The sequence below is a fragment of the Pseudomonas sp. IT-196MI5 genome (assembly GCF_949767415.1).
Lineage (GTDB): Bacteria > Pseudomonadota > Gammaproteobacteria > Pseudomonadales > Pseudomonadaceae > Aquipseudomonas.
The window spans coordinates 37,507-59,948 of the sequence record NZ_CATKPZ010000006.1; the positions used below are offsets into that span (position 1 = coordinate 37,507).

Below are 22,442 nucleotides of genomic sequence, written 5' to 3' on the forward strand. Positions count from 1 at the left end.
CCATCGCGAGCAAGCTCGCTCCCACAGTGGATTTTCAGTGTGATCCGTATTGTGTGAACACCACTGAACCCTGTGGGAGCGAGCTTGCTCGCGATGGGGCCCTCAAGAACAGCGCAAAATCAAACCCCAGGCACCGGACACCCCAAATCCCCCTCCTGGCACTTCAGGTAAGTCTTGAGCGTCTTCACCCGCGCCTTGGTCAATTCCGTCACGCAATTGCTATAGATCAGCGGATACACACTCCCGCCTTCCACCCCGGACGCCGAGAACTTGCACTCGGCATCGCGGAACGCAATCCACGCCCGCTGCGCACCCACCCACTGCTTCTTGCTGTCCGGGTTGCTCCTGAGTCGCGAAGTGATCTGCTGGTACAACGCATTCAATTCCTTGTCGGCGGCCGCATGCTGCTGCGCCGCGCACTGGTTCATCGCCGCCTGGTCGCTGGCATTGTCGCAGTCCACGGCGAACGCCATGGAGGTGAACAACAGGGGCGTCAGCGCCAATAACAAGCGTGGGTTCATGCTGGAGTGCTCGCTGTGACCGAAAGAGAGGTGCAGTGTAGCGCCGAGGGGCATTCAGCCCGCTACGCTTGCCATTGCGGGTGTTTGTCCACCGAATCGTATTCCAGCCATGGCACGTCATGGACCGTCCAGATATGCGCCTGGGGCGTCATCAGCGGATCGGTATCCAGTGTCGCCACACGCACAATCACGTGCGGCTGGGCCAGTCGTTCGGCTATCAGGTGTGAACCGCAGGCCGAACAGAAATACCGAAACTTGCCCGGCGACGATTCGTAGCTCGTCAGCCGATCTTGCCCCTTGATCCAGTGAAAGTGCTCGCGCATGACCCCGGCGGTCGATGCAAAAGCCGTTGCGTGTGCCTTGCGGCAGGTTTGGCAATGGCAGTGGCTGATGGGCATGTCCAGGCTATCGAGCTCGTATTCGATGGCTTTGCACAGGCAACTGCCGCGCAATTTTTTCATGGCGCTATCCTTTTCGATGCTGTTTCGAGGGTGAACGTTAGCCGTTTCGACCCTCTGACTTTGTGATTGCGCCAGAACTATCCGCGTAAATGCAATCGAATGTCTCGGGCATGGTTGATTGCACATCCCGATTGGTACAACTTTAGGGTTGATCGTGTGGTCTTACTGACTACTGTTCAAGTACAGGAGGTGACTTATGAACCCAGCATCTGATCGCATCGAAAGGAAAGTCCTGCTCAAGGCCAAGCGTTCACAAGTCTGGCGCGTGCTGGCCAATGCCGAAATGTTCGGACGGTGGTTTGGTGTGGCACTGGAGGGTAAGCGTTTTGTGGCAGGCGAGTGGACTCAGGGGCAGGTTACCTACCCCGGTTATGAGCATTTGCGCTGGAACGTACTGGTAGAGCGGGTCGAGCCGGAGCGGCTGTTTTCGTTTCGCTGGCACCCCTATGCCGTGAAACCGGAAGTCGATTACTCCCAGGAGCCCACCACACTGGTGAAATTCGAGCTCGAAGACATGGACAACGGCACGTTGCTCAAGGTTTCCGAGTCCGGTTTCGATCACATTCCCCAGGCCCGTCGCGAAAAGGCCTTCCGCATGGACAGTCGTGGCTGGGAAGAGCAAATGAACAATATCGAGCAATTTTTGACCGACAATGCCAAGTCCCACGAACAACAGAGTGGCTAATGTCGGCTCGGAACATGAGGCTCTAAGGGTTTTCGGAAGGTGATTTATAGCGAATGTCTTACACGCGATAGTAGCGATAACGCCTGTTACAAATTGGATCCGATGCGTAATCTGGCCTCACCCACTGAAGCACAGGATGTGCTCAGGATCATGGATGATCGACCATCTGCAAGGAACGCTACGACAAGGAGTCGTCATGGTCTTGGAAAAACCCGCTTCGGCGGGTTTTTTTGCGTGCATGAAAAGTCGTGGTGGCAGGAACCGGGGTTCCAGCCGCCATTTTTTCACTGTCGGTCGAGTTTTGCCGCCGCGCGCTCGGTGATCTGCGCCCGCAGCTTCAATGAGCCTGCAGCCCGCTGGCGAGCCTCCTCCAGCACACTGGCCGGGGCCGTCTCGGGGCTGCCCGCGCTAAACGGTGGGGCCGGGGCGTATTCCAGTTGCAGCTGCACCAGCTCGGCGGAGGCCTGGTCGAACAGCTCAGCGGCCAGGGTCAGGGCGAAGTCGATACCGGCGGTAATGCCGCCACCGGTCAACAGGTTGCCGTCGCGAACCACCCGGTCTTTCACCGCGATTGCGCCCAGCGGCTCGAGCAGTTCGTGATACGCCCAGTGAGTGGTGGCGCGTTTGCCTTTGAGCAATCCCGCCGCGCCCAGCACCAGCGCGCCGGTGCACACCGACGTGATGTAGCGGGCGTTGGCGGCCTGAGCCCTGAGAAAGTCCAGGGTCTGGTCATCTTCCATCAATGGCCCGACGCCACTACCTCCGGGCACGCAGATCACGTCCAGTGCCGGGCAATCATCGAAGGTGGTGGTCGGTTTCAACAACAGGCCGGTGCTGGCGGTGACCGGCATCAGGTCTTTCCAGATCAGATGCACTTTCACACCCGGCAGCGAGGCCAGCACGTCATAAGGGCCGGTCAGGTCCAGCTGCTGAACCTGTGGAAACAACAGAAAACCGATCTGCAACGTCATGGTGTTTTTCTCGTGAAGTGGGTGGACGGTTTGACTGTAGGCTCGTAGGCTTTGGCGCATACGCCAATATCCCCACGAATTACGCCAAATGTCGAAAACCATCCATGTACTCGCTTTTGCCAACGTGCAATTGCTCGACGTCACCGGGCCGCTGCAGGTATTCGCTTCGGCCAACGACATTGCCCGTCAGCAAGGCCTGCCGCAGCCCTACGCGCCGACGGTGATTGCCAGCGGCGGCGGGGCGGTGAAGTCGTCGGCGGGATTGGCGCTGTTGGCCGAGCCATTGCCGGATGGGGGCAGCGATACTCTGATCATCGCCGGTGGCTGGGGTGTTTACGCCGCGGCGCAAGATGCGCCGTTGGTCGCCTGGGTGCGCGAACATGCCCATGGCTGCCGGCGGGTTTCCTCGGTGTGCACCGGTGCGTTTCTGTTGGCGGCCAGCGGTTGGCTCGATGGCCGGCGCGTGGTCACCCACTGGACCCGTTGCGAGCAACTGGCGCAGCAGCACCCGCGCTTGCAGGTCGAGCCCAATCCGATCTTCATCAACGACGGTCCGGTCTGGACCTCGGCCGGAGTGACCGCCGGTATCGACCTGGCATTGGCCATGGTCGAACAGGACCTGGGGCGCAACCTGGCCCTGGAGGTCGCCCGGCAACTGGTGGTGTTTCTCAAGCGTCCGGGTGGCCAGTCGCAATTCAGCGTAACCCTGTCCCTGCAACAGGAAGGCAACCGTTTCGACGAACTTCACGCCTGGATCAGCGAAAACCTGACCCAGGATCTGGGCATCCCGACCCTGGCCTTGCAAGCCGGCATGAGCGAACGCAGCTTCGTGCGCCACTACCGCGCCGACACCGGCCAGACCCCGGCCCGGGCCATCGAACTGATCCGCGTCGAAACCGCACGGCGTCTGCTCAGCGACACCAGTGTGCCAATCAAACGGCTGGCGGTGCAATGCGGCTTCGGCAGCGAAGAAACCCTGCGCCGCAGTTTCCTGCGGGCCATGGGCGTGACGCCGCAGGCTTATCGGGAGCGGTTTTCGGTCAGTGCCAGCGCAGATCCAGTAGTGTCTTGAGCCACCTTCTGCCTGAGCTCGAACATTGTTTACCTGTACTCACGGCTGCCAGAAGCTTTTCTCCCCACTCAACCTCCGGTCCAGAAAACACGCCGCACTGATTAACGCCAGGTGCGTCAGCGCCTGCGGTGTGTTGCCCATGTGTCGCCCATGGCTGTCGAGCTCTTCGGCATACAACCCCAGCGGGTTGGCGTACCTGAGCAACTGTTCGAACTCCAGATGAGCCTTGTCCAATTGGCCGGCGCGGGCCAGGCATTCGACGTACCAGAACGAGCAGGCGGCGAAGGCGCCTTCGCTGCCGGGCAGGCCGTCGATCTGACTGTCGTCGTTGCGGTAGCGGTAGACCATGCCGTCGCGTACCAGGCTCTTTTCGATGGCCTGCAGGGTCGCCAGCCAGCGCGGGTCGCGGGCGCTGACAAAGCGCACCAGCGGCATCAGCAGCATCGAGCCATCCAGGCCGGTGCCGCCGATGTGCTGGACGAAATGCCCGCGCTCTTCATTCCAGAAGTTCCCCCAGATGTCGGCGTAGATCGCCTGACGGGTCTGGTCCCAACGCGCGAACGGTGCCGGCAGCGAACGTTTTGAGGCGAGGCGGATGGCGCGGTCCAGGGCGACCCAGCACATCAGCCGTGAATGCAGGAAATGGTATTGCCCGCCGCGCATTTCCCAGATGCCGACATCCTTTTGCTCCCAGGTTTCGCAGACCTGATCCACCACTTCCACCGTGTGTTTCCAGCCTTCATGGGAAATGGCTTCGCCGTATTTGTTGACCAGGTAAATCGCGTCCATCAGCTCGCCAAAGATATCGAGCTGAACCTGTTCGTATGCCTGGTTGCCGATGCGCACCGGTTGTGCGCCTGCATGGCCGGACAGGTGTGGCAGCTCGACCTCCGGCAACTCCTGACGACCGTCGATGGCGTAGAGAATGTTGAGCTTCATCGGCCTGCCCTGACAGTCGCTGAGCCGCCCGCGCAACCAGTGCATGTAGGCGTTGGCCTCTTCGACGAAGCCCAGGCGCATGAACGCATAAACGGTGAACGAGGCGTCGCGGATCCAGGTGAAACGGTAGTCCCAGTTGCGTTTGCCACCGGGGCTTTCCGGCAGGCCGAACGTCGCGGCGGCGAGAATCGCGCCGTGTTTGCGCGAGGTCAGCAGCTTCATTGCCAGGGCCGAGCGGTTGACCATCTCGCGCCAGCGGCCGCGGTAGTTGGACTGGCCGATCCAGTCGCGCCAGAACTTGAGGGTACGTTGCAGGCACAGTTCGCCAGCGCCTTCCTTGAAGCGAGCATCGTTGACGGCGCCGAGCAGAAATTGGCCTGTCTGGTCCTGTTCGAGGGTGAATTCGGCGACCGCCACATTGGCGTCGATGCGTAAGGCCTGATCCGAAGATAGCCGCAGCGAAGGTTGACTGGCGGCCTCGAAGATCACGTCCCGCTTGTCCACGCGTGCGTGGGTCGTGGCACGGGCGTAGTCATGGCGCACAGCGCAACGCATGTGGAAAGTGGCGCTGCCGCTGACCACGCGGATCCGCCGCATCAGCAGCGGCAGGTCATCTTCGGTGTCGCCAACGGGCAGCAGATCGGTGACTTCGACCACGGCGCGATCACTGAGCCAGCGGCTCAGCAGCACATTGGTGTCGGGCAGGTAAATCTGTTCGCGGCGGGCATCGGGCAAGTCCGGCGACAACTGGAAAATCCCCGCCTCGGGGGTGTCCAGCAGCGAGCAGAAGATCGACGGACTGTCGAATTCCGGCCAGCAGAAAAAATCCACACTGCCCTTGTCATTGACCAGCGCCGCGCTACGCATGTCGCCGATGATGCCGTGGGCGTCGATGGGGCTTTGGCGTTCGGGGTGATCAGCCATTGTCGCGAAACTCCGGGAACCTGGGGCTTATTCAGCTGACTGGTCGGGGTCGGTGAGAGTTCATTTGGCGAAGGGAGGTGAGTTGTCTGTTCTGGCCCCATCGCGAGCAAGCTCGCTCCCACAGTTGATTTGTGTACGCCGTCCAATGTGGGAGCGAGCTTGCTCGCGATGGGGCCTTCACATTCGACCAACAATTCCACGCTTCCCCCACAATCAGCCGTTATGGCAACGTGCAGTCCCCTGATGAGACCCGTCCCATGGCAAACCCCTACCGCGAACTATTCAAAGCCCCCGGCAGCGGCGCATTCGTGCTGGCCGGGATGATCGCGCGCATGCCGATTTCCATGACCGGCATCGGCCTGATCACCATGCTTTCGCAGTTGCAGGGTGGCTACGCAATGGCCGGCGCGGTGGCGGCGACGTTCGCCCTGGCCACGGCGTTTTGCGCGCCGCAGGTCTCGCGGCTGGTGGATCGCTATGGCCAGGGGCGGATTCTGCCGGTGGCGGCGTTGCTGGGCGGTGGGGCACTGTTGCTGCTGTTGCTGTGCACGCGGTTGCAGGCGCCGCACTGGACGCTATTTGTCTTCGCCGCGCTGGCCGGTTGCATGCCGAGCATGTCGGCGATGGTGCGGGCGCGCTGGACCGAGGTGTATCGCGGCCGCCCCGAGTTGCAGACCGCCTACGCCCTGGAGTCGGTGCTGGACGAAGTCTGCTTCATCGTCGGGCCACCACTGTCGGTGGGGTTGTGCGTGGTGGCATTCCCCGAGGCCGGGCCGCTGGCGGCCTTGCTGGCGCTGGCCATCGGCGTCACCGCGTTCGTGTTGCAGCGCAGCACGGAGCCGCCAGTGCATCCCCATGAAGAACATCACCAGGGCTCGATCATCCGCTCTCGCGACATTCAGTTGCTGATGCTGCTGATGGTGGCCATGGGTACCATCGTCGGCGTGGTGGACGTGGTCAGCGTCGCCTTCGCCCAGCAGCAGGGCCAACCAGCGGCGGCGAGTATCGTGCTGTCGGTGTATGCCATCGGCTCGTGCCTGGCCGGGTTGGCGTTCGGCGCACTGCGCTCGAAAGTGCCGCTGGCGCGCCTGTTCCTGTACGGCGGGGTAGCGACGGCGGTGACCACCCTGCCGTTGCTGCTGGCGATGAACATTTTCGGCTTGTCCCTGGCGGTGTTTGTCGCCGGCCTGTTTTTTGCCCCGACGCTGATTGTCGCCATGGCCCTGGTGGAGCAGATTGTGCCGCCGGCCAAACTCACCGAAGGCCTGACCTGGCTGGTCACCGGCCTGAGCATCGGCGTGGCGATCGGCGCCGCCGGCTCCGGCTGGCTGGTGGATGCCTTCGGCGCACGCAGCGGGTTCTGGCTGGCGATTGCGGCGGGGGCGGTGGTGCTCGGTTCGGCGATCCCGAGTTATCGCCATCTGAAATGAAGATCCAATGCTGAAAACAGCCCCCCCATGTGGGAGCAAGCTCGCTCCCACAGGCTGTCTTGCACTGACTCAGATAACTAAGGCGGATCAAGCCGATCCAGCGCCCGATTCACCGCCAGTTCCCCGAGCATGATCACCTGCGCAATCCCCAACAGCGCATGGCGACTTGTCCCCTGCAGATGATCCACCAGATCGTTGGCCATGACATTGGCCGAAGCCAGCGATTCGCACGCATGCACCAGAAGGGTTTCGGTACTGAGTTCGGGATTGACGATGAACATGGAGCTGGGTTTGCGCGGGGTGGCCATGATGTTGGCGCCCGGGTTGAGGTAGTGATTGAGCGCGCGTTCGGCGGCTTCGTGGAATTGTTTGGAGTCGGGGCTTTCGTACGGCGAGGCCGGGTCGGTGTCCGGCGGATTGGGTGTTACTTTGAACATATGCTGATTACTCCTGAATGGAGCCGCTCATTCTTCTCTACTAAAAGAAGGGTGGCGGCTGGACGCAGGTTAGTAGACCGGGGGAGATCAGCATTTACCGGCGCGCCGAAGCGCCCTGCGTACAGCCGCCATCAAATTCAGGCAAGCCTGACTGATAGAGCTTTTACACCTTGCTGATAAAACCACGGGCTACTAAACCCGATCACTGAAAATCAGTGACCCGAATCAAGTTACCGACGGCCCCGAAGGCGCACAAGCCGGCGGATTCTGGCGTACCTGTAGGCAACGGCGCAAGGCGTTGTGGCTTTCATGAAGTAACCTACAGACGGCTTAAACAAGTACTGCTGACTGGTGTTTGTCAGCGACGATCTGATTCCTGCCTTCGTTGTGTTTCGAACAATTAAACGAGAAACACCTGATGGGTTTTCGGTTTGGTGTCCCTCGACACTTCACTCAAAACTGCTAAGTTCACCGCTCGATTGGCACGACAAGGAATGTTCGTTGATGAAATTTGGCTACCTGATCATCTACGTCAAGGATGTAGAGGCCTCACTCAAATTCTTCTCATCGGCCTTCGGGCTTAGGGTTCGGTTTCTCCATGAGTCGGGCACTTATGGCGAACTCGAAACAGGCGAAACCGCGCTGGCGTTCGCCGCCGATGAGCTGGCTTCCACGAACTTCAGTACCGGCCACGTCCCGGCGCACTCTTCCCTCAAACCGTTAGGTATCGAAGTCGGTCTGGTGACCGACGATGTCTCGGTGGCTCACGCCAAAGCGATCCGGGCAGGCGCTAGCGAAATTGCTGCCCCGACTACCAAGCCCTGGGGGCAAACCGTGTCTTACGTTCGATGCCCTGACGGAACGCTGGTTGAGCTGTGCACCCCCGTAAACGCTACCGAAAGTGAGTCTTGAAAGCCGGGTGTGTAGCGAACCACGCGGACAACTCAGGCAGCAGCCAGCATATGGTCACGTCAATGGACGAATTGGTGATATGTAAAATCTCTGGGCTCGCGCCGCAAATCCGCGAGCTGGAAACGGAGGCCGTTGCAGAAGGCTTCAGGTTCCTCTCCCGGTTGATCGAGGAATGGGAAAACGGTGCCAATCGATTCGATCAGCAGGGTGAGTGTCTTTTCGGGGCGTTCCGCAACGGGCGGCTGATTGCCATCGGGGGTCTTTCATCCGACCCCTTTGCCGAACCGGATGTAGGGCGATTACGGCGGGTCTACGTCGCACGTGCATCAAGGGGCCAGAACGTAGGCAAAGCGTTGGTGCAGCAGCTGCTGGAATTGGCGTCTGAGCATTTCCGCGTTGTGCGACTGACCACGGACACACCCGAGGGCGCAGTCTTTTACCTTCGCTGCGGGTTCCGGCCGATACAGGATGATTTTGCGACGCATATGAAGTCATTGGTGGATGTGACATAGCCAATGCGAACTCACTGATGGACCGTCGGGGCATTTGTGGTTCAGCAACTTTCACGTCTAAAGGAATAGTCCTCAGGCCTCGGACAGGGTTCTGCCGAGCCGTCTTCCGCATCCCGTATCGCCTATGTATTATCGGCATCGGCCCGATGCTGCCCGCTGCTCGCTCCCGCTGGGAAAGGTGAAAGCATCTCCTTCTTTTACGAACCCTGTCGCCTCTCTTGACGGTCGAGGTTTGGCAATGCGAGCACCAGAGCATCTCGGCTAAAGGAGCAGCCATGTTTTCAATCGAGCAAGCCAAGCAAATGGCCAAACAGTTGCGCGCCTCGCTGGAGGAACGCAATCAAGTGGTGACCCATTCCACCGCGCTGGAACTGGTCGCGCAGCAACTGGGCTACAAGGACTGGAACACCGCGTCAGCGATGCTTGCCCCGGCAAACATGCCGTCCACGCCTGCTGCGACTTTCGACAAACCCATTCCAATCCTGCGGATGTTCGACGAAGGCAAGGCGCGCGAGTTTTATCTGGATTTCCTGGGGTTCAGCGTCGAGTTCGAGCACCGCTTCGAGGCTGATCTGCCGCTGTACCTGGGCATCAGTCGCGACGGGCTGCAACTGCATCTTTCCGAACATCATGGCGATGCCAGTCCTGGCTCGACGGTATTTGTGCCGATGAAAAACATTGAACTGCTGCGGGACGAATTGCTCGGCAAGCGCTACGGATACGGGCGTCCGGATATTGTTCAGCAGGGCTGGGGTAAAGAGCTGCAAGTCTACGACCCGTTCGGCAATCGGATTCGCTTCTGCCAATACTGATTCGGCGGTGCGGACCGGGGTGACCCGGTCCGCTTCAAGACACAACGATTCGACCTCGCGCGCTCCGATTCAGGCTGTGCTTTAATCTGAAACCTTCAATCAGGAGATCTGGGAATGGAACCCAACATCGCACACATCTCTCGCTTCCTCGTATCAGGTCTGACCGTACGTACGAAGAACCAGGATGAATTCCGGCAGGAGAGTGCGAAGATCCCCGGGTTGTGGGGCCAGTTCTTTTCCACCAGCGTTGCTGACCAGATCCCGGACCGTTTACCCAACGCACCTGTTGTTGGTGTGTACTCAACTTATGAATCTGACGCCAACGGTTTGTACAACGTGACGGCAGGTGTGCCCGTGACCGCGACGAGCGCTGACTTCGACAGCATCGAGATTCAGGAAGGCAAGTATCTGGTCTTCGAAGCCCATGGCCCAATGCCCGCTGCGGTCATTCAGGCCTGGGGGGACATCTGGAACTACTTTGAACAGCATCCACAGGTGCAACGTCGTTACGCCACGGACTTTGAATCCTATGGCGGCCCTGACGAAGTCCGGATTCATATTGGCGTTGTGGCATAAGCGCTGAACGAAATGTGTGGGTTAAATCTTAAGGACGAACACGGCATGACCACGCAGGACACCTCGCTTCAAGACATCGCCGCGCCTGAAGGCGTTTGTTATGGCTGTGGCAGCCAGAACCCCCACGGGTTGCACATCAAGAGCTTCTGGCATGAAGACGGGGTGCATGTCATGGCGCAGCATTTGCCGGATGACAAGTATTGCGGCTGGCCGGATCTGGTTTACGGCGGTTTGATCGCGATGCTGGTGGATTGTCATTCCAACTGGGCGGCGATGGCTTATCACTACCGGGCAGAGCAGCGCGAAGCGGGCAGCTTGCCCCACATCACCTGCGTCACCGGCAACCTGGGCATCAAGTTCATCAAGCCCACCCCGATGGGCGTCCCCCTGACACTGCGTGCCAAAGTCGAGGGCGAGGTCGGGCGCAAAAGCCGGGTCATTTGCGAGGTCTTCGCCGGGGATGTCCTGACCGCTGTCGGGGATAGCGTTTTTGTGCGCGTCGATACCGGGCAACTCAGCGCCGCCGCGCACCGCCATACGTCGCAAGCAGAAAGCGGAACCGGGCCGCTGTAGCCAGTTGAGTCCAGTGGCGACCACAAGACCGCCATCGCGAGCAGGCTCGCTCCCACAATGGACCGGTGTTCACAGAACCCATGTGGGAGCGAGCCTGCTCGCGATGGGGCCAGAAAGAACACCGCAATTATTGATTCCTGAACCCTTCCTGAAGATCTCCGCGATTCACCCCGGCAAGCTTTTGTATCGGGTTTACTCGCCAAATATCGGGGCGTAAGCTTCGCGCGTTTTCATCCATAACGGAGACCCACAGTGGGTACTTGTTCGAGTGACAGTTGTCGGCCGGTCTCGGTAACCGGCATTTTCTCGGCAAGATAACGCGCAGTCTCCTGTGCCGTTGTCTCGCCGAAAAGCGAGCAGCGGCATCCTGATCATGGCCAGTCCCGGCCGTGTCCCGACGTCCCTCTCATCGACGCTGAACAGTGCGTGGTTTCGACTTTTTGTCGTGGCCGCCGCTCTATCGACACGCCTGTCATTCGTGACCGGCGCGCCAGGCCTTGCTTTGCCGGTTGTTCCGGCGGCAGCGGCGTGGACCTGCCTGCTCGACGGTTTCCCGGCTGACCAAAGGGGCACCAGCCATGAAACTTACCCTCAAGGAATTCTTCGCAGGTTTCCTGCGTAACCGCCACATCGCCCGGCACTTCCGTCGCCTGGCGTTGCTGGAAACCTTCACCGACACCACGGTCAGCCGTGAAGTCCCGCCCACCCTGGCGCAAACCCTGGTGGCCGCTGCCGGCAGCGACTCCGGTCAATTGCTCAACACGCTGGGCAGTCACACCGACGGCTTGAGCGAACTCGAAGCCGATGCCCTGCGCGAGCGATACGGCCTCAATGAAGTCGAGCACGAACAGCCGCTGCCCTGGTGGACGCACCTGTGGCACTGCTACAAGAATCCGTTCAACCTGCTGCTGACGTTGCTGGCGGTCATCTCCTGGCTGACCGAAGACATGAAAGCCGCCATCGTGATTTTCTCCATGGTGGTGCTCTCGACCTTGCTGCGTTTCTGGCAGGAAACCAAATCCAACCAGGCCGCCGATGCCCTCAAGGCCATGGTCAGCAACACGGCCACGGTGATGCGCCGGGACCTTGAGGACCGCGGCGCGCAGCGCATCGAACTGCCGATCAAGCAGTTGGTGCCGGGCGATCTGATCGTGCTGTCGGCCGGTGACATGATTCCCGCCGATTGCCGGGTGCTCAGCGCCAAGGACCTGTTCGTCAGCCAGGCGGCCATGACCGGTGAATCGATGCCGGTGGAAAAATTTCCCCGTCAGCAGGACCGCGACACACTCAACCCTCTGGACCTGGACAACATCCTGTTCATGGGCACCAACGTGGTGTCCGGCACGGCCATGGCGGTGATTCTCACCACCGGCAACAGCACCTATTTCGGCGCCCTGGCCCAGCGCGTGGGTGCAACCGACCGGGCGCCGACGTCGTTCCAGACCGGGGTCAACAAAGTCAGCTGGCTGCTGATCCGCTTCATGTTCGTGATGGCGCCACTGGTGTTGTTCATCAACGGTTTCACCAAGGGCGACTGGACCGAAGCGCTGCTGTTCGCGCTGTCGATTGCCGTGGGCCTCACCCCGGAAATGCTGCCGATGATCGTCACCTCGACCCTGGCCAAGGGCGCGGTGTTCCTGTCGCGCAAAAAAGTCATCGTCAAACGCCTCGACGCCATCCAGAACTTCGGCGCCATGGATGTGCTGTGCACCGACAAGACCGGCACCCTGACCCAGGACAAGATCTTCCTGGCGCGCAACGTCGATGTCTGGGGCAACGACTCGGATGACGTGCTGGAAATGGCCTACCTCAACAGCTACTACCAGACCGGCCTGAAAAACCTGCTGGATGTGGCGGTGCTTGAACACGTCGAGATCCACCGTGAGCTGAAAGTCGGCACGGCGTTTCGCAAGGTCGACGAGATCCCGTTCGACTTCACCCGCCGGCGCATGTCGGTGGTGGTCGCCGAGCACGATCAACCGCACCTGCTGATCTGCAAGGGCGCGGTGGAAGAAGTGCTGGCGGTCTGCTCGCGGGTGCGTCACGGCGAAGTCGATGAAGCCTTGACCGAAGAGCTGCTGGCGCGCATCCGTCAGGTCACCGCTACGTTCAACGGCGAAGGCCTGCGTGTGGTGGCGGTTGCTGCGCGGCCGATGACCGAAGGACGCGACACCTACAGCCTGGCCGATGAACAGGCACTGACGCTGATCGGCTACGTGGCGTTCCTCGATCCACCAAAAGAAAGCACGGCGCCCGCCCTCAAGGCGTTGGCGGCCCACGGTGTGGCGGTGAAAGTGCTGACCGGCGACAACGAACGGGTGACGGCGAAGATCTGCCGCGAAGTCGGCCTGGAACAGCAAGGCCTGCTGATGGGCAACGACATCGAGCGCATGAGCGATGCGGAGCTGGCGAAAGCCGTGGAGACCACCAACGTCTTCGCCAGGCTGACCCCCTCCCACAAGGAGCGCATCGTCCGTCTGCTCAAGGGCAACGGCCATGTGGTCGGTTTCATGGGCGACGGCATCAACGACGCCCCGGCCCTGCGCACCGCCGACATCGGTATTTCGGTGGACAGCGCCGTGGACATTGCCAAGGAAGCGGCCGACATCATCCTGCTGGAAAAGAGCCTGATGGTGCTGGAGGAGGGCGTGCTGGAAGGCCGTCGGACCTTCGCCAACATGCTCAAGTACATCAAGATGACCGCCAGTTCGAACTTCGGCAACGTGTTCTCGGTGCTGGTGGCCAGTGCGTTCATCCCGTTCCTGCCGATGCTGCCGATGCACCTGCTGGTGCAGAACCTGCTCTATGACATTTCGCAGATCGCCATCCCGTTCGATAACGTCGATGACGAAATGCTCAAGCAACCACAGCGCTGGCAACCGGGCGATGTCGGGCGCTTCATGCTGTTTTTCGGGCCCATCAGTTCGATCTTCGACATCAGCACGTTCGCCTTGATGTGGTACGTGTTCGATGCCAACACCCCGGATCACCAGACCCTGTTCCAGTCCGGCTGGTTCGTGGTCGGGCTGCTGACCCAGACCCTGATCGTGCACATGATCCGCACGCCGAAGATCCCGTTCCTGCAAAGCCGCGCGGCCATGCCGTTGCTGGTGATGACCGGACTGATCATGGCCGTGGGGATTTTCCTGCCGATGGGACCGCTGGCGCATTACTTCAAGTTGCAGGCGTTGCCGTCGCTGTACTTCGTGTTCCTGCCAGTGATCCTGCTGGCGTACATGGCGCTGACCCAGGCGGTGAAGGGGTTCTACATTCGCCGGTTTGGCTGGCAATAAGGCCGCGAGGCTGGCCAATCAACGCAACCCCTGTGGGGGCGAGCTTGCTCGCGATGACTGAGTGTCAGTCGGTATCTATGTCAACTGACACACCGCTATCGCGAGCAAGCTCGCTCCCACAAGGGGATCGTGTGTTTTTCAAGGATTTTCATATGCAAGCCATCAACAACCTCAACCTGGCCTCCCTGCTCGACACCCTGGTCAGCCTCAGCGCGGCCTTTATCCTCGGAGGCCTGATCGGTTTCGAGCGTCAGTACCGGCAACGCACCGCCGGCCTGCGCACCAACGTACTGGTGGCGGTGGGCGCGGCGATTTTCGTCGACATGGCCAACCGGCTTGGCGGGGCCGAAGGCGCCGTGCGGGTCGTGGCGTACGTGGTCTCCGGTATCGGCTTTCTCGGCGCCGGGGTGATCATGCGCGAAGAGGGCAATGTGCGCGGCCTCAATACCGCCGCCACGCTCTGGACTTCGGCGGCAGTCGGTGCCTGCGCCGGTGCCGACCTGCTGGCCGAAGCCTTGCTTGGCACCTTGTTCGTGCTCGCGGCCAATACCTTGCTGCGGCCGATCGTCAACAACATCAACCGTCAGCCGCTGGATGTGATTTCGGCGGAAGTCACCAACATCGTCTATGTCATTGCCCGGCGTACGCAGCAGAAAACCGTGCTGGCCTTGCTCGAGGCCGAGCTGGAACGCAGCAACTATCCGGCCAGCGATGTCGATGTGCATGCTTTCGGCACGGATGAAATTGAAATCGAAGCCACCCTGGCGACCACTTCGGTCGATGGTGATGAACTGGATGCGCTGGTGGCACGGATTTCGACGTCGAGCCTGGTGGTGCAGGCGTTCTGGAGTCCGAGTACTACGGAGTAACGGCCAAGGTTTCCCGGGCAAGCGTCAGATTAACCGGCATTTATTTAGGAATATTCCTACATAAACCCAGGAAGGTCTTCCGTAGGCTTTGCGACCTCTTGAAACCGACATCCTTTTGGAGGTCACCTTGCCGAACAAATCCTTGCGCATCCTGATCGCCGATGCGCAGCACTTCAACCGCCTGCGGATCGAGCGACTGTTCAACCAGCTCGGCTATTTTCGGGTGGCGCCGGTGCAGAGCCTCGACGAGCTCCTTGCACTGGTGGAGTACGGTTGCGAGCCTCTGGACCTGGTGCTGGTCAATGGGGCGATGGCAATGGGAGCGCTGGACCTGTTCAGTTTCCTTGACGACAACCCACAGGTTCATCATGCGTTTATCTTCAATGAACGGCAGGCGCCGTTGTCGCCAGTCGCGGGCAAAGTCCGGTTGAGCCGGGCCGTTCTGCCGGACCTGGCGTCCATTACGCAGTTGATGAGCGCTGTCGATCGTCGGCTACCGTTCGTCGGGACTGTCATTTCTGTCAGGTAGTACTTTCCAGCCTTCCATGCAAGAGTCTATGCGCAGCGTTGTGCCCAATCGCTGCGGTGCCTGGAGGGCATTTATTGCCCGATCGTGTTGTTTTGCACGGGAGTTGTCATGAAGTCAGCACTGATTGTGGAAGATCATCCGGTGGTTCGCTCCATGATCAAACTCGTACTCAAGGGCGAAGGATTCAAGCAGATTTACGAGGCCTCCCGTGGCGATGAGGTCTTGTCGTTGATCCGCGAGCATCAACCGGATGTCGTGCTGCTTGATCTGGGCCTCCCGGGTGTGGCGGGGCTTGAGGTGATGGACCGTATCAAGGCCGAAAACACGCGATGCCGCGTGGTGGTGTTCACCTCGCTGGAGGCCCAGTTCTATCAGGACCGCTGCATGCGGGCCGGGGCGGTTGCCTATGTTTCCAAGAGCAAGGACCTGGATGACTTGAAGGCGGCGGTGAATTGCGTGATGGCCGGCTATACCTATTTTGCCCAGATCCCTTCGAGTTCCGTGTCGATGGGGGATTTGCAACACAGTGAAAAGCAGTTGATCGACAAGCTCTCCAATCGTGAGTTGACCATTTTGCAGTACCTGGCCCGGGGTTCGAAAAACCTGGAAATCGCCGAGATCATGCACCTGAGCTACAAGACCGTCAGTACCTACAAGACCCGCCTCACCCTCAAGCTCAACGTGAGTTCGTCGGTGCACTTGAGGGATTTCGCCCTGCGCAATCATTTGATCTGAATGAACACTCTCCGACGGCTGGCAGGCGGGGTGCTGATTGGCCTTCTTCTCTGGGCATCGACGGTCTGCGCACAACAATCGTTGACCCTGTTGGGACGCTCGAGTGCCGAAGGCCTGAGCGTCAGGTGGTCGGAAACCGAGTTGCGCTGGTTGCAGCAAAAGGGTCGATTGGTACTGGCGGTCTCGGCTCCTGACTATCCCCCCTTCGAGTTCAACACGGCAGGCAAGGTGTTCGAAGGCGTGACAGCCGATTACGCCGGGTTGCTCGAACAATTGTTGAACGTCGTCATCGAGGTTCAACGTTATCCGTCGCGGGCCGACGCGGTACAGGCCATCAAGGACGGGCGGGCCGACCTGCTGGGAACGGCCAACCGATTCGAAGCCGAAGATCCGCAGCTACAGCTGTCCAGCGCCTACGCGGTGGATCAACCGGTGCTGGTCACCCGCACCGATTTCCCTCCGGTGCTCGACCCGACACTGGCCGGCAAGCGACTGGTGATGCTGTATCACTACTTGCCCGAATACAGCGTGCAACAGTTCTATTCCAAAGCGCAGGTCCAGCTGTTTCCCTCGACGCTGGCGGCGATAGGCGCTGTGGCGTTCGGCCAGGCCGATGTCTACCTCGGTGATGCGATCAATGCCCATTATCTGATCAGCAGGAATTACCTGAACAACGTGCACCTGACGGACTTCTCGCCCATGGAGTCCGGGCGTTTTGCCTTTGCGATGGCCCGCGACAACGTTTCGCTATTGCGCATCGTCAACAAGGCGCTGGCGGTCATCACGACCAATAAACAAATGAACATCCTGCGTCGTTGGGGGGCCAACGGGGTGTCTATCCCGGGCACTCAGTCTTTGCAATTGAGCGTGGCCGAACAGAACTGGCTCGAACGCCACCCGCGGGTGAAGGTCGCGATCAACGAAAATATCCCGCCGATTTCATTTGTCGACAGCGAAGGCCAGTTTCGCGGTATCGGCGTCGATGTGCTGGCGAAAATCACTTTGCGCACCGGGTTGCAATTTGACATCCAGGGCATGAAGTCGGTGGCCGAGATGATGGCCGGTATCAGGAGCGGGCAGATCGATGTGTTGGCCGGTATTGGCCTCAGTTCCCAGCGTGAAGATGAATTGCGGTTCACCCGGTCGTTTCTGAGCAGCCCGTCGGTACTGGTGACCCGCGTGGACACGGACGGCCTCAGGACGCTGGATGACATGGCGGGAAGAACCCTGGCGCTGACCCAGGGCAACATTGCCGCCGAGTACCTTCGCAAGCATTACCCGCTGATCCAGCTGGCGGATGCGCCACTGTCCACGGATGCCATGGAGATGGTCGCCCAGGGCAAGGCCCATGGCGGCATCAACTCGTTGATCAGCGCCCGTTACCTGATTTCCCGGCAGTATCGCGATCGCCTGCAAGTGACCAGCACCGTGGGCACCGACCCCGCCCGAAGCACCCTGGCAACCAGTCGCGAGGCCAGCGAACTGCATTCGATTCTGGACAAGGCATTACTGAGTATTCCCCCCGAAGAAATTGACGAGCTGACTCAACCCTGGCGCTATGACTCGATGGTCGAGCAGAGTTACTGGCTGCGACACCGACAAACGATCGTGCAGGCGTTTGCGGTGGCGGGTGTCTTGCTGTTGCTGGCGTTGGCCGGGATCGTCTGGCAGCGGCGGCAGATTCGCCAGCGTCAGCAATTACTTGGGCAATTGCAGGAAGCCAAGGACGCGGCGGACGACGCCAACCGGGCCAAGACCACGTTCCTGGCCACCATGAGCCATGAAATCCGCACGCCGATGAACGCCTTGATCGGCATGCTCGAACTGGCAGTCAAACGCGCCGATGAAGGGGTGACCGACCGCGCCGCCATCGAGGTGGCGTCCAACGCCGGGCAGCAGTTGCTGGATTTGATCGGCGACATCCTGGATGTCGCGCGGATCGAATCCGGGCATTTGTCGCTGGCGCCGGAGCGGGTCAATCTGCACGCGCTGGTGACGTCGGTCTGCCGGGTTTTCGAAGGGCTGGCGATGCAAAAGAATCTGCAGTGGCGGGTCGATCTCGACGCGCGCAGTGACGGTGACGTGATGCTCGATCCCACGCGCTTCAAACAGGTACTGTCCAATCTGCTGAGCAATGCGATCAAGTTCACCCGGGAGGGCCAGGTGAGCCTGACGCTGCGGGTGCAGCCTCAAGCCCCGGCGCATCTCGCCGTCAGCGTACAGATCGAAGACAGCGGCATCGGTATCAGCGCTTTCGACCAGCAACGCCTGTTCAGCCCGTTCGTGCAGGCGGGTAACACTCAGCAGACTGCCCGGCAAGGTTCCGGCCTGGGCCTGGTGATCAGCCGTACCCTGTGCGAAACGATGGGCGGCCAGTTGCAGCTCGACAGTGAACCCGGGCGCGGGACGCGGGTGCACATCAACCTGGTGCTGCCCGCCCTGCAAACGTTACCCGCCGAGGTGGAGTCCCAGGATCCGGCGCAGCTCACGACCCGGGCGTTGTCGATTCTGGTGGTCGACGATTATCCGGCCAATCGCCTGTTGCTCTCGCGGCAGCTGAGCTATCTGGGCCACAGTGTGGTGCTGGCGGAGGATGGGGCGCAGGGGCTTGAACAGTGGCGCGGGCGCGGGCAAGGGCACAGTTTCGATCTGGTCATCACCGACTGCAACATGCCGGTGCTCAGCGGTTACGAACTGGCCGGCGCGATACGTGAGCAAGAGCGGGTGCAGGGGCTGTCGCCGACGCTGATTCTGGGCTTTACCGCCAATGCGCAGGCCGAGGAGAAGGACCGGTGCAAGGCGGCTGGCATGGACGACTGCCTGTTCAAACCCATTCGCCTGGTGGACTTGCAGGCGTGGCTGGCCCGGCGGTTTTCCAGTGCACCCCAAGCGGCGATCGTCGACCCTGGCTTCGCCGAGTTCGATTTGAGCGGGCTGGAACGCTATGCGGATTCTGATCGTGAGTTGATCGATCAACTGATGCACGATCTGGCGCTGACCAACCGCGAGGACCGTGTGCATTTGCTGGCCTTGCACACCAACGGCAATCGCCCGGGCCTGCAGACGCTGGCACACCGGATCAAGGGTGGGGCGCTGATGGTGCGCGCGCTTGGCCTGGTCGAGTGTTGCGAACGACTGGAGCGGGCGTGCAATGACGGCCGCGCGGCACTGATCGACGATGCCGTCGACCAGTTGCAGCAAGCCATGGCCCGCCTGGACCAGCGTCTGGAGCAGGATTGAGGCTCAATCCCAGTGCGGCGCGATGCCCTTGGGGCTGGTCAGCCGGTGGCCGCGATCCAGCGTTGCGATCAAGGCCATGTCGGATTCGCTCAAGGTCAGCTCGCGAGCTTTCAAGTTGCTTTCAAGGTTGGCTCGGCGCGTGGAAGACGGAATCACCGCGTAACCCGACTGCATGGCCCAGGCCAGGGTGACCTGGGCCGGTGTCGCGTACAGGCGTTCGGCGATCTGCTGGATGAGCGGGTCCTTGAGGACTTCACCGTACGCCAGGGTCATGTACGAGGTGATGCCGATGCCCTGGTTCTGCGCGAACGCGACGACGTTGCGGTTTTGCAGGTAGGGGTGCAGTTCGATCTGATGGGTGGCGATGTGCTCGGCACCGATGGCTGCAATCGCTTGCTGCATCAGGTCGATGGTGAAGTTGGACACGCCGATCTGCCGGGTCAGGCCCAGGCGTTTGGCTTCGAGCAGGGCGCCCATGAATTCTTCGACCGGCACTTGATCCTCCGGCGACGGCCAGTGGATCAGAGTCAGGTCCAGGTAATCGGTCTGCAGTTTGCGCAGGCTTTCCTTCAGGCTGTCGATCAGGCGATCACCGGCCAGGTTGGCGACCCAGATCTTGCTGGTGATGAACAATTCTTCCCGGGCGATGCCGCTGGCAGCGATGGCTTCACCGACCTCGGCTTCGTTTTCGTAGATTTGCGCGGTATCGATCACCCGGTAGCCGAGCGCCAGGGCGGTGCTTACCGAATCGGTGACCACCTGGCCTTGCAGGCGAAACGTACCCAGGCCGAAGGCGGGAATAGACATCGATGACTCCAGAGGTTGCAGTGGGAATGGGCGGCAGTATCGGCGCCTGCATCCGTGAGAAAAACCGCTGGAGCGGCAAAGCAATGTTTACCGTAAATCAAGAATCATCGGCAGCTCGCGGCATTGATGGTGTTTGTACCGGCCTCATCGCGAGCAGGCTCGCTCCCACAGGGGAATACATTCCAAATGTGGGAGCGAGCCTGCTCGCGAAAGCCATCACTCGGTCCAAAGCCTTACCTAGCCCCTAAGCAATATCACTGCGACTGAATTCCTCCCCGAGAAAGTCGATCAACGTGCGCACCGAAGGCAGCAAGCCCCTACGCGAAGGGAATATCGCATGAATCACGCCGCTCTTCGGTGCCCAGTCCGGCACCAGTTCCACCAATTGCCCGGCAGCGATTTCATCGCGCACCACCACACTGGGCAGGTGCACGATGCCGATTCCGGCGACCGCCGCATGGCGCAAGGCCAACAGGTCATCGGTGACCATGCGCGGTGCATGCCGGATCATCGCGGTGCTGCCATCGGCCCCGAACAGTTCCCACTGATATTCGCGCTGCGCCGCGCCCCAGTGCAGGCTCGGCAAGCCGCTGAGGTCGGCCGGGGAGGCCGGTGTCGACAGGCGCGATAAATAGGCCGGGCTGCCGACCACGCTCTGGGTGCTGTTGCCCAGCACCTTCATCACCATGTCGGTGTTTTCCAGCGGCGGAAAGCGTACCCGCAGCGCAATGTCGAAGCCTTCGTGAATCAGGTCGACCCGGCGGTTGGTGCTCTCGATGAACAACTCCACCAGCGGGTACTTGAGCATGTAGCGGGTCAGCATCGGCCCGACCCAGGAATTGAGCAGCGCCGTCGGGCAACTGACACGCACCAGGCCCTGGGGCTCGGAGCGGTTGCGCTCGATCAATTCGGCGGCGCTTTCCGCCTCCACGCGCATGGCCAGGCAGCGCTGGTAATAGGCCTGGCCGATTTCCGTCAACGAGCAATGCCGGCTGGTGCGATGCAGCAGGCGTACGCCGAGGCGCTCTTCGAGTTCGGCAATGCGTCGGCTGAGCTTGGACTTGGGCATGTCCAGCGCCCGGCCCGCTGCGGCGAAACCGTGATGCTCCACTACCTGGGTGAAGTAGTAGAGGGTGTTGAGGTCTTCCACCATCGTTCTCCAAATAGAACGCTAAAGCTGATTTTTGCAGTCTAGCGCAGCAAAGGTCACGGTTTTAAGCTCTGTCCATGGCTTCACCCACCTCATCAGGAGACACCATGAAAAACATCATCGGTATCTACACCAGTCCACGGGCCCACTGGGTCGGCGACGGTTTTCCGGTTCGCACGCTGTTTTCCTACGACAACCTGGGCAAACACATCAGCCCGTTCCTGTTGCTGGATCACGCCGGCCCTGCGCAATTCACTCCAACCAGCGAGCGACGTGGCGTTGGTCAGCATCCGCATCGTGGCTTCGAAACCGTGACTATCGTTTACGAGGGCGAACTGGAGCACCGGGACTCCACCGGCAGCGGCGGCAAGATCGGCCCCGGCGATGTGCAATGGATGACCGCTGCTTCGGGGATCCTGCATGAAGAGTTTCACTCCGAAGGTTTCGCCAAAAGCGGCGGCACCCTGGAGATGGTGCAACTGTGGGTCAACCTGCCGGCCAGGGACAAGATGGCCGACCCCGGCTACCAGACGATCCTCGACGGCGACATCCCGAGCATCGCCTTGCAGGACAACGCCGGCAGCCTGCGCCTGATCGCCGGTGAGTTCGACGGTCACCAAGGCCCGGCGCGCACCTTTACCCCGATCGACGTGTGGGACATTCGTTTGAATGCCGGCAAGTTGCTCAGCCTTGACCTGCATGAAGGGCGCAACACCGCACTGGTGGTGTTGCGTGGCACGGTTCAGGTCAACGGCCTGGAGTCGGTGCGCCAGGGGCAGTTGGCCCTGTTCGATCGCAAGGGCGATCAGATGAGCCTCGAAGCCAGCGAAGACGCGGTGGTGCTGTTGCTCAGCGGCGAACCGATCGATGAACCGATCGTCGGCCACGGGCCGTTCGTGATGAACACCGAGCAGGAAATCCACCAGGCCTTCGCCGACTTCCAGTCCGGTCGCTTCGGCCGGATGCACGCTTAACCCGTTCCGTTTCAACAACC

22 protein-coding genes are annotated in these 22,442 nt (G+C 60.6%); 15 read left to right on the forward strand and 7 right to left on the reverse strand.

Features of this window, described 5'->3' with window-relative positions:
• Positions 1–119: 119 nt before the first annotated feature.
• Positions 120–521: a lysozyme inhibitor LprI family protein gene (locus ACM6IK_RS04245; RefSeq protein WP_414873287.1), complete on the reverse strand. Its 402-nt coding sequence runs from the start codon at positions 519–521 to the stop codon at positions 120–122.
• A 62-nt stretch (positions 522–583) separates the two neighbouring features.
• Entirely contained in the window at positions 584–982 is a 399-nt protein-coding gene (locus tag ACM6IK_RS04250) for a GFA family protein (RefSeq protein ID WP_414873288.1), read from the reverse strand.
• A 196-nt stretch (positions 983–1,178) separates the two neighbouring features.
• On the opposite strand from ACM6IK_RS04250, the gene ACM6IK_RS04255 reads away from it, so the two are divergent.
• On the forward strand, positions 1,179–1,667 hold the full coding sequence (locus ACM6IK_RS04255; protein WP_414873289.1) for an SRPBCC family protein: 489 nt from the start codon (positions 1,179–1,181) through the stop codon (positions 1,665–1,667).
• 284 nt (positions 1,668–1,951) lie between these two features.
• Here the strand turns inward: ACM6IK_RS04255 and inhA are convergent, their stop codons facing one another.
• On the reverse strand, positions 1,952–2,638 hold the full coding sequence (gene inhA / locus ACM6IK_RS04260) for an isonitrile hydratase (protein ID WP_414873290.1): 687 nt from the start codon (positions 2,636–2,638) through the stop codon (positions 1,952–1,954).
• 88 nt (positions 2,639–2,726) lie between these two features.
• Here inhA and ACM6IK_RS04265 point away from each other — a divergent pair, with 88 nt between their 5' ends.
• Complete coding sequence (locus ACM6IK_RS04265) at positions 2,727–3,710, forward strand: GlxA family transcriptional regulator (protein WP_414873291.1); 984 nt, start codon at positions 2,727–2,729, stop codon at positions 3,708–3,710.
• 39 nt (positions 3,711–3,749) lie between these two features.
• Here the strand turns inward: ACM6IK_RS04265 and ACM6IK_RS04270 are convergent, their stop codons facing one another.
• Entirely contained in the window at positions 3,750–5,573 is a 1,824-nt protein-coding gene (locus ACM6IK_RS04270) for a glycoside hydrolase family 15 protein (protein ID WP_414873292.1), read from the reverse strand.
• Positions 5,574–5,830: 257 nt separating this feature from the next.
• Between ACM6IK_RS04270 and ACM6IK_RS04275 the strand changes: the two genes are divergently transcribed.
• A complete protein-coding gene (locus ACM6IK_RS04275; protein ID WP_414873293.1) occupies positions 5,831–7,003 on the forward strand; it encodes an MFS transporter in 1,173 nt (390 codons plus the stop codon).
• Between the two features lie 77 nt (positions 7,004–7,080).
• On the opposite strand, the gene ACM6IK_RS04280 is transcribed toward ACM6IK_RS04275, so the two are convergent.
• Positions 7,081–7,440: a DUF6124 family protein gene (locus ACM6IK_RS04280; RefSeq protein WP_414873294.1), complete on the reverse strand. Its 360-nt coding sequence runs from the start codon at positions 7,438–7,440 to the stop codon at positions 7,081–7,083.
• A gap of 504 nt (positions 7,441–7,944) precedes the next feature.
• Here ACM6IK_RS04280 and ACM6IK_RS04285 point away from each other — a divergent pair.
• From ACM6IK_RS04285 to ACM6IK_RS04330, 10 genes are all read left to right on the forward strand, one after another.
• The gene (locus ACM6IK_RS04285; protein ID WP_414873295.1) at positions 7,945–8,352 is read left to right on the forward strand and encodes a VOC family protein; all 408 of its coding nucleotides are present in this window, start codon (positions 7,945–7,947) and stop codon (positions 8,350–8,352) included.
• Positions 8,353–8,402: 50 nt separating this feature from the next.
• Positions 8,403–8,864 carry a GNAT family N-acetyltransferase gene (locus ACM6IK_RS04290; protein WP_414873296.1) on the forward strand — a complete coding sequence of 154 codons (462 nt, stop codon included), beginning with the start codon at positions 8,403–8,405 and terminating at the stop codon, positions 8,862–8,864.
• Between the two features lie 275 nt (positions 8,865–9,139).
• Positions 9,140–9,676: a glyoxalase superfamily protein gene (locus ACM6IK_RS04295; protein ID WP_414873297.1), complete on the forward strand. Its 537-nt coding sequence runs from the start codon at positions 9,140–9,142 to the stop codon at positions 9,674–9,676.
• A 114-nt stretch (positions 9,677–9,790) separates the two neighbouring features.
• Positions 9,791–10,252: a GyrI-like domain-containing protein gene (locus tag ACM6IK_RS04300; RefSeq protein ID WP_414873298.1), complete on the forward strand. Its 462-nt coding sequence runs from the start codon at positions 9,791–9,793 to the stop codon at positions 10,250–10,252.
• 45 nt (positions 10,253–10,297) lie between these two features.
• Positions 10,298–10,825 carry a PaaI family thioesterase gene (locus tag ACM6IK_RS04305; protein WP_414873299.1) on the forward strand — a complete coding sequence of 176 codons (528 nt, stop codon included), beginning with the start codon at positions 10,298–10,300 and terminating at the stop codon, positions 10,823–10,825.
• A gap of 578 nt (positions 10,826–11,403) precedes the next feature.
• A complete protein-coding gene (gene mgtA, locus ACM6IK_RS04310) occupies positions 11,404–14,118 on the forward strand; it encodes a magnesium-translocating P-type ATPase (RefSeq protein ID WP_414873300.1) in 2,715 nt (904 codons plus the stop codon).
• A gap of 152 nt (positions 14,119–14,270) precedes the next feature.
• Positions 14,271–14,987: an MgtC/SapB family protein gene (locus ACM6IK_RS04315; protein WP_414873301.1), complete on the forward strand. Its 717-nt coding sequence runs from the start codon at positions 14,271–14,273 to the stop codon at positions 14,985–14,987.
• Between the two features lie 127 nt (positions 14,988–15,114).
• A complete protein-coding gene (locus tag ACM6IK_RS04320) occupies positions 15,115–15,516 on the forward strand; it encodes a chemotaxis protein CheY (protein WP_414873302.1) in 402 nt (133 codons plus the stop codon).
• A 108-nt stretch (positions 15,517–15,624) separates the two neighbouring features.
• On the forward strand, positions 15,625–16,251 hold the full coding sequence (locus ACM6IK_RS04325) for a response regulator (RefSeq protein WP_414873303.1): 627 nt from the start codon (positions 15,625–15,627) through the stop codon (positions 16,249–16,251).
• Positions 16,252–19,491, forward strand: a complete 3,240-nt coding sequence (locus tag ACM6IK_RS04330; RefSeq protein WP_414873304.1) for a transporter substrate-binding domain-containing protein — start codon at positions 16,252–16,254, stop codon at positions 19,489–19,491.
• A 3-nt stretch (positions 19,492–19,494) separates the two neighbouring features.
• Here the strand turns inward: ACM6IK_RS04330 and dkgB are convergent, their stop codons facing one another.
• A complete protein-coding gene (dkgB, locus tag ACM6IK_RS04335) occupies positions 19,495–20,298 on the reverse strand; it encodes a 2,5-didehydrogluconate reductase DkgB (RefSeq protein ID WP_414873305.1) in 804 nt (267 codons plus the stop codon).
• Positions 20,299–20,300: 2 nt separating this feature from the next.
• Between dkgB and ACM6IK_RS04340 the strand changes: the two genes are divergently transcribed.
• Positions 20,301–20,546, forward strand: a complete 246-nt coding sequence (locus ACM6IK_RS04340) for a hypothetical protein (RefSeq protein ID WP_414873306.1) — start codon at positions 20,301–20,303, stop codon at positions 20,544–20,546.
• Here ACM6IK_RS04340 and ACM6IK_RS04345 read toward each other — a convergent pair.
• Positions 20,543–21,451 carry a LysR family transcriptional regulator gene (locus tag ACM6IK_RS04345; RefSeq protein WP_414873307.1) on the reverse strand — a complete coding sequence of 303 codons (909 nt, stop codon included), beginning with the start codon at positions 21,449–21,451 and terminating at the stop codon, positions 20,543–20,545. The genes ACM6IK_RS04340 and ACM6IK_RS04345 overlap by 4 nt on opposite strands.
• 104 nt (positions 21,452–21,555) lie before the next feature.
• Here ACM6IK_RS04345 and ACM6IK_RS04350 point away from each other — a divergent pair, with 104 nt between their 5' ends.
• Positions 21,556–22,422: a pirin family protein gene (locus ACM6IK_RS04350; RefSeq protein WP_414873308.1), complete on the forward strand. Its 867-nt coding sequence runs from the start codon at positions 21,556–21,558 to the stop codon at positions 22,420–22,422.
• Positions 22,423–22,442: the final 20 nt, after the last annotated feature.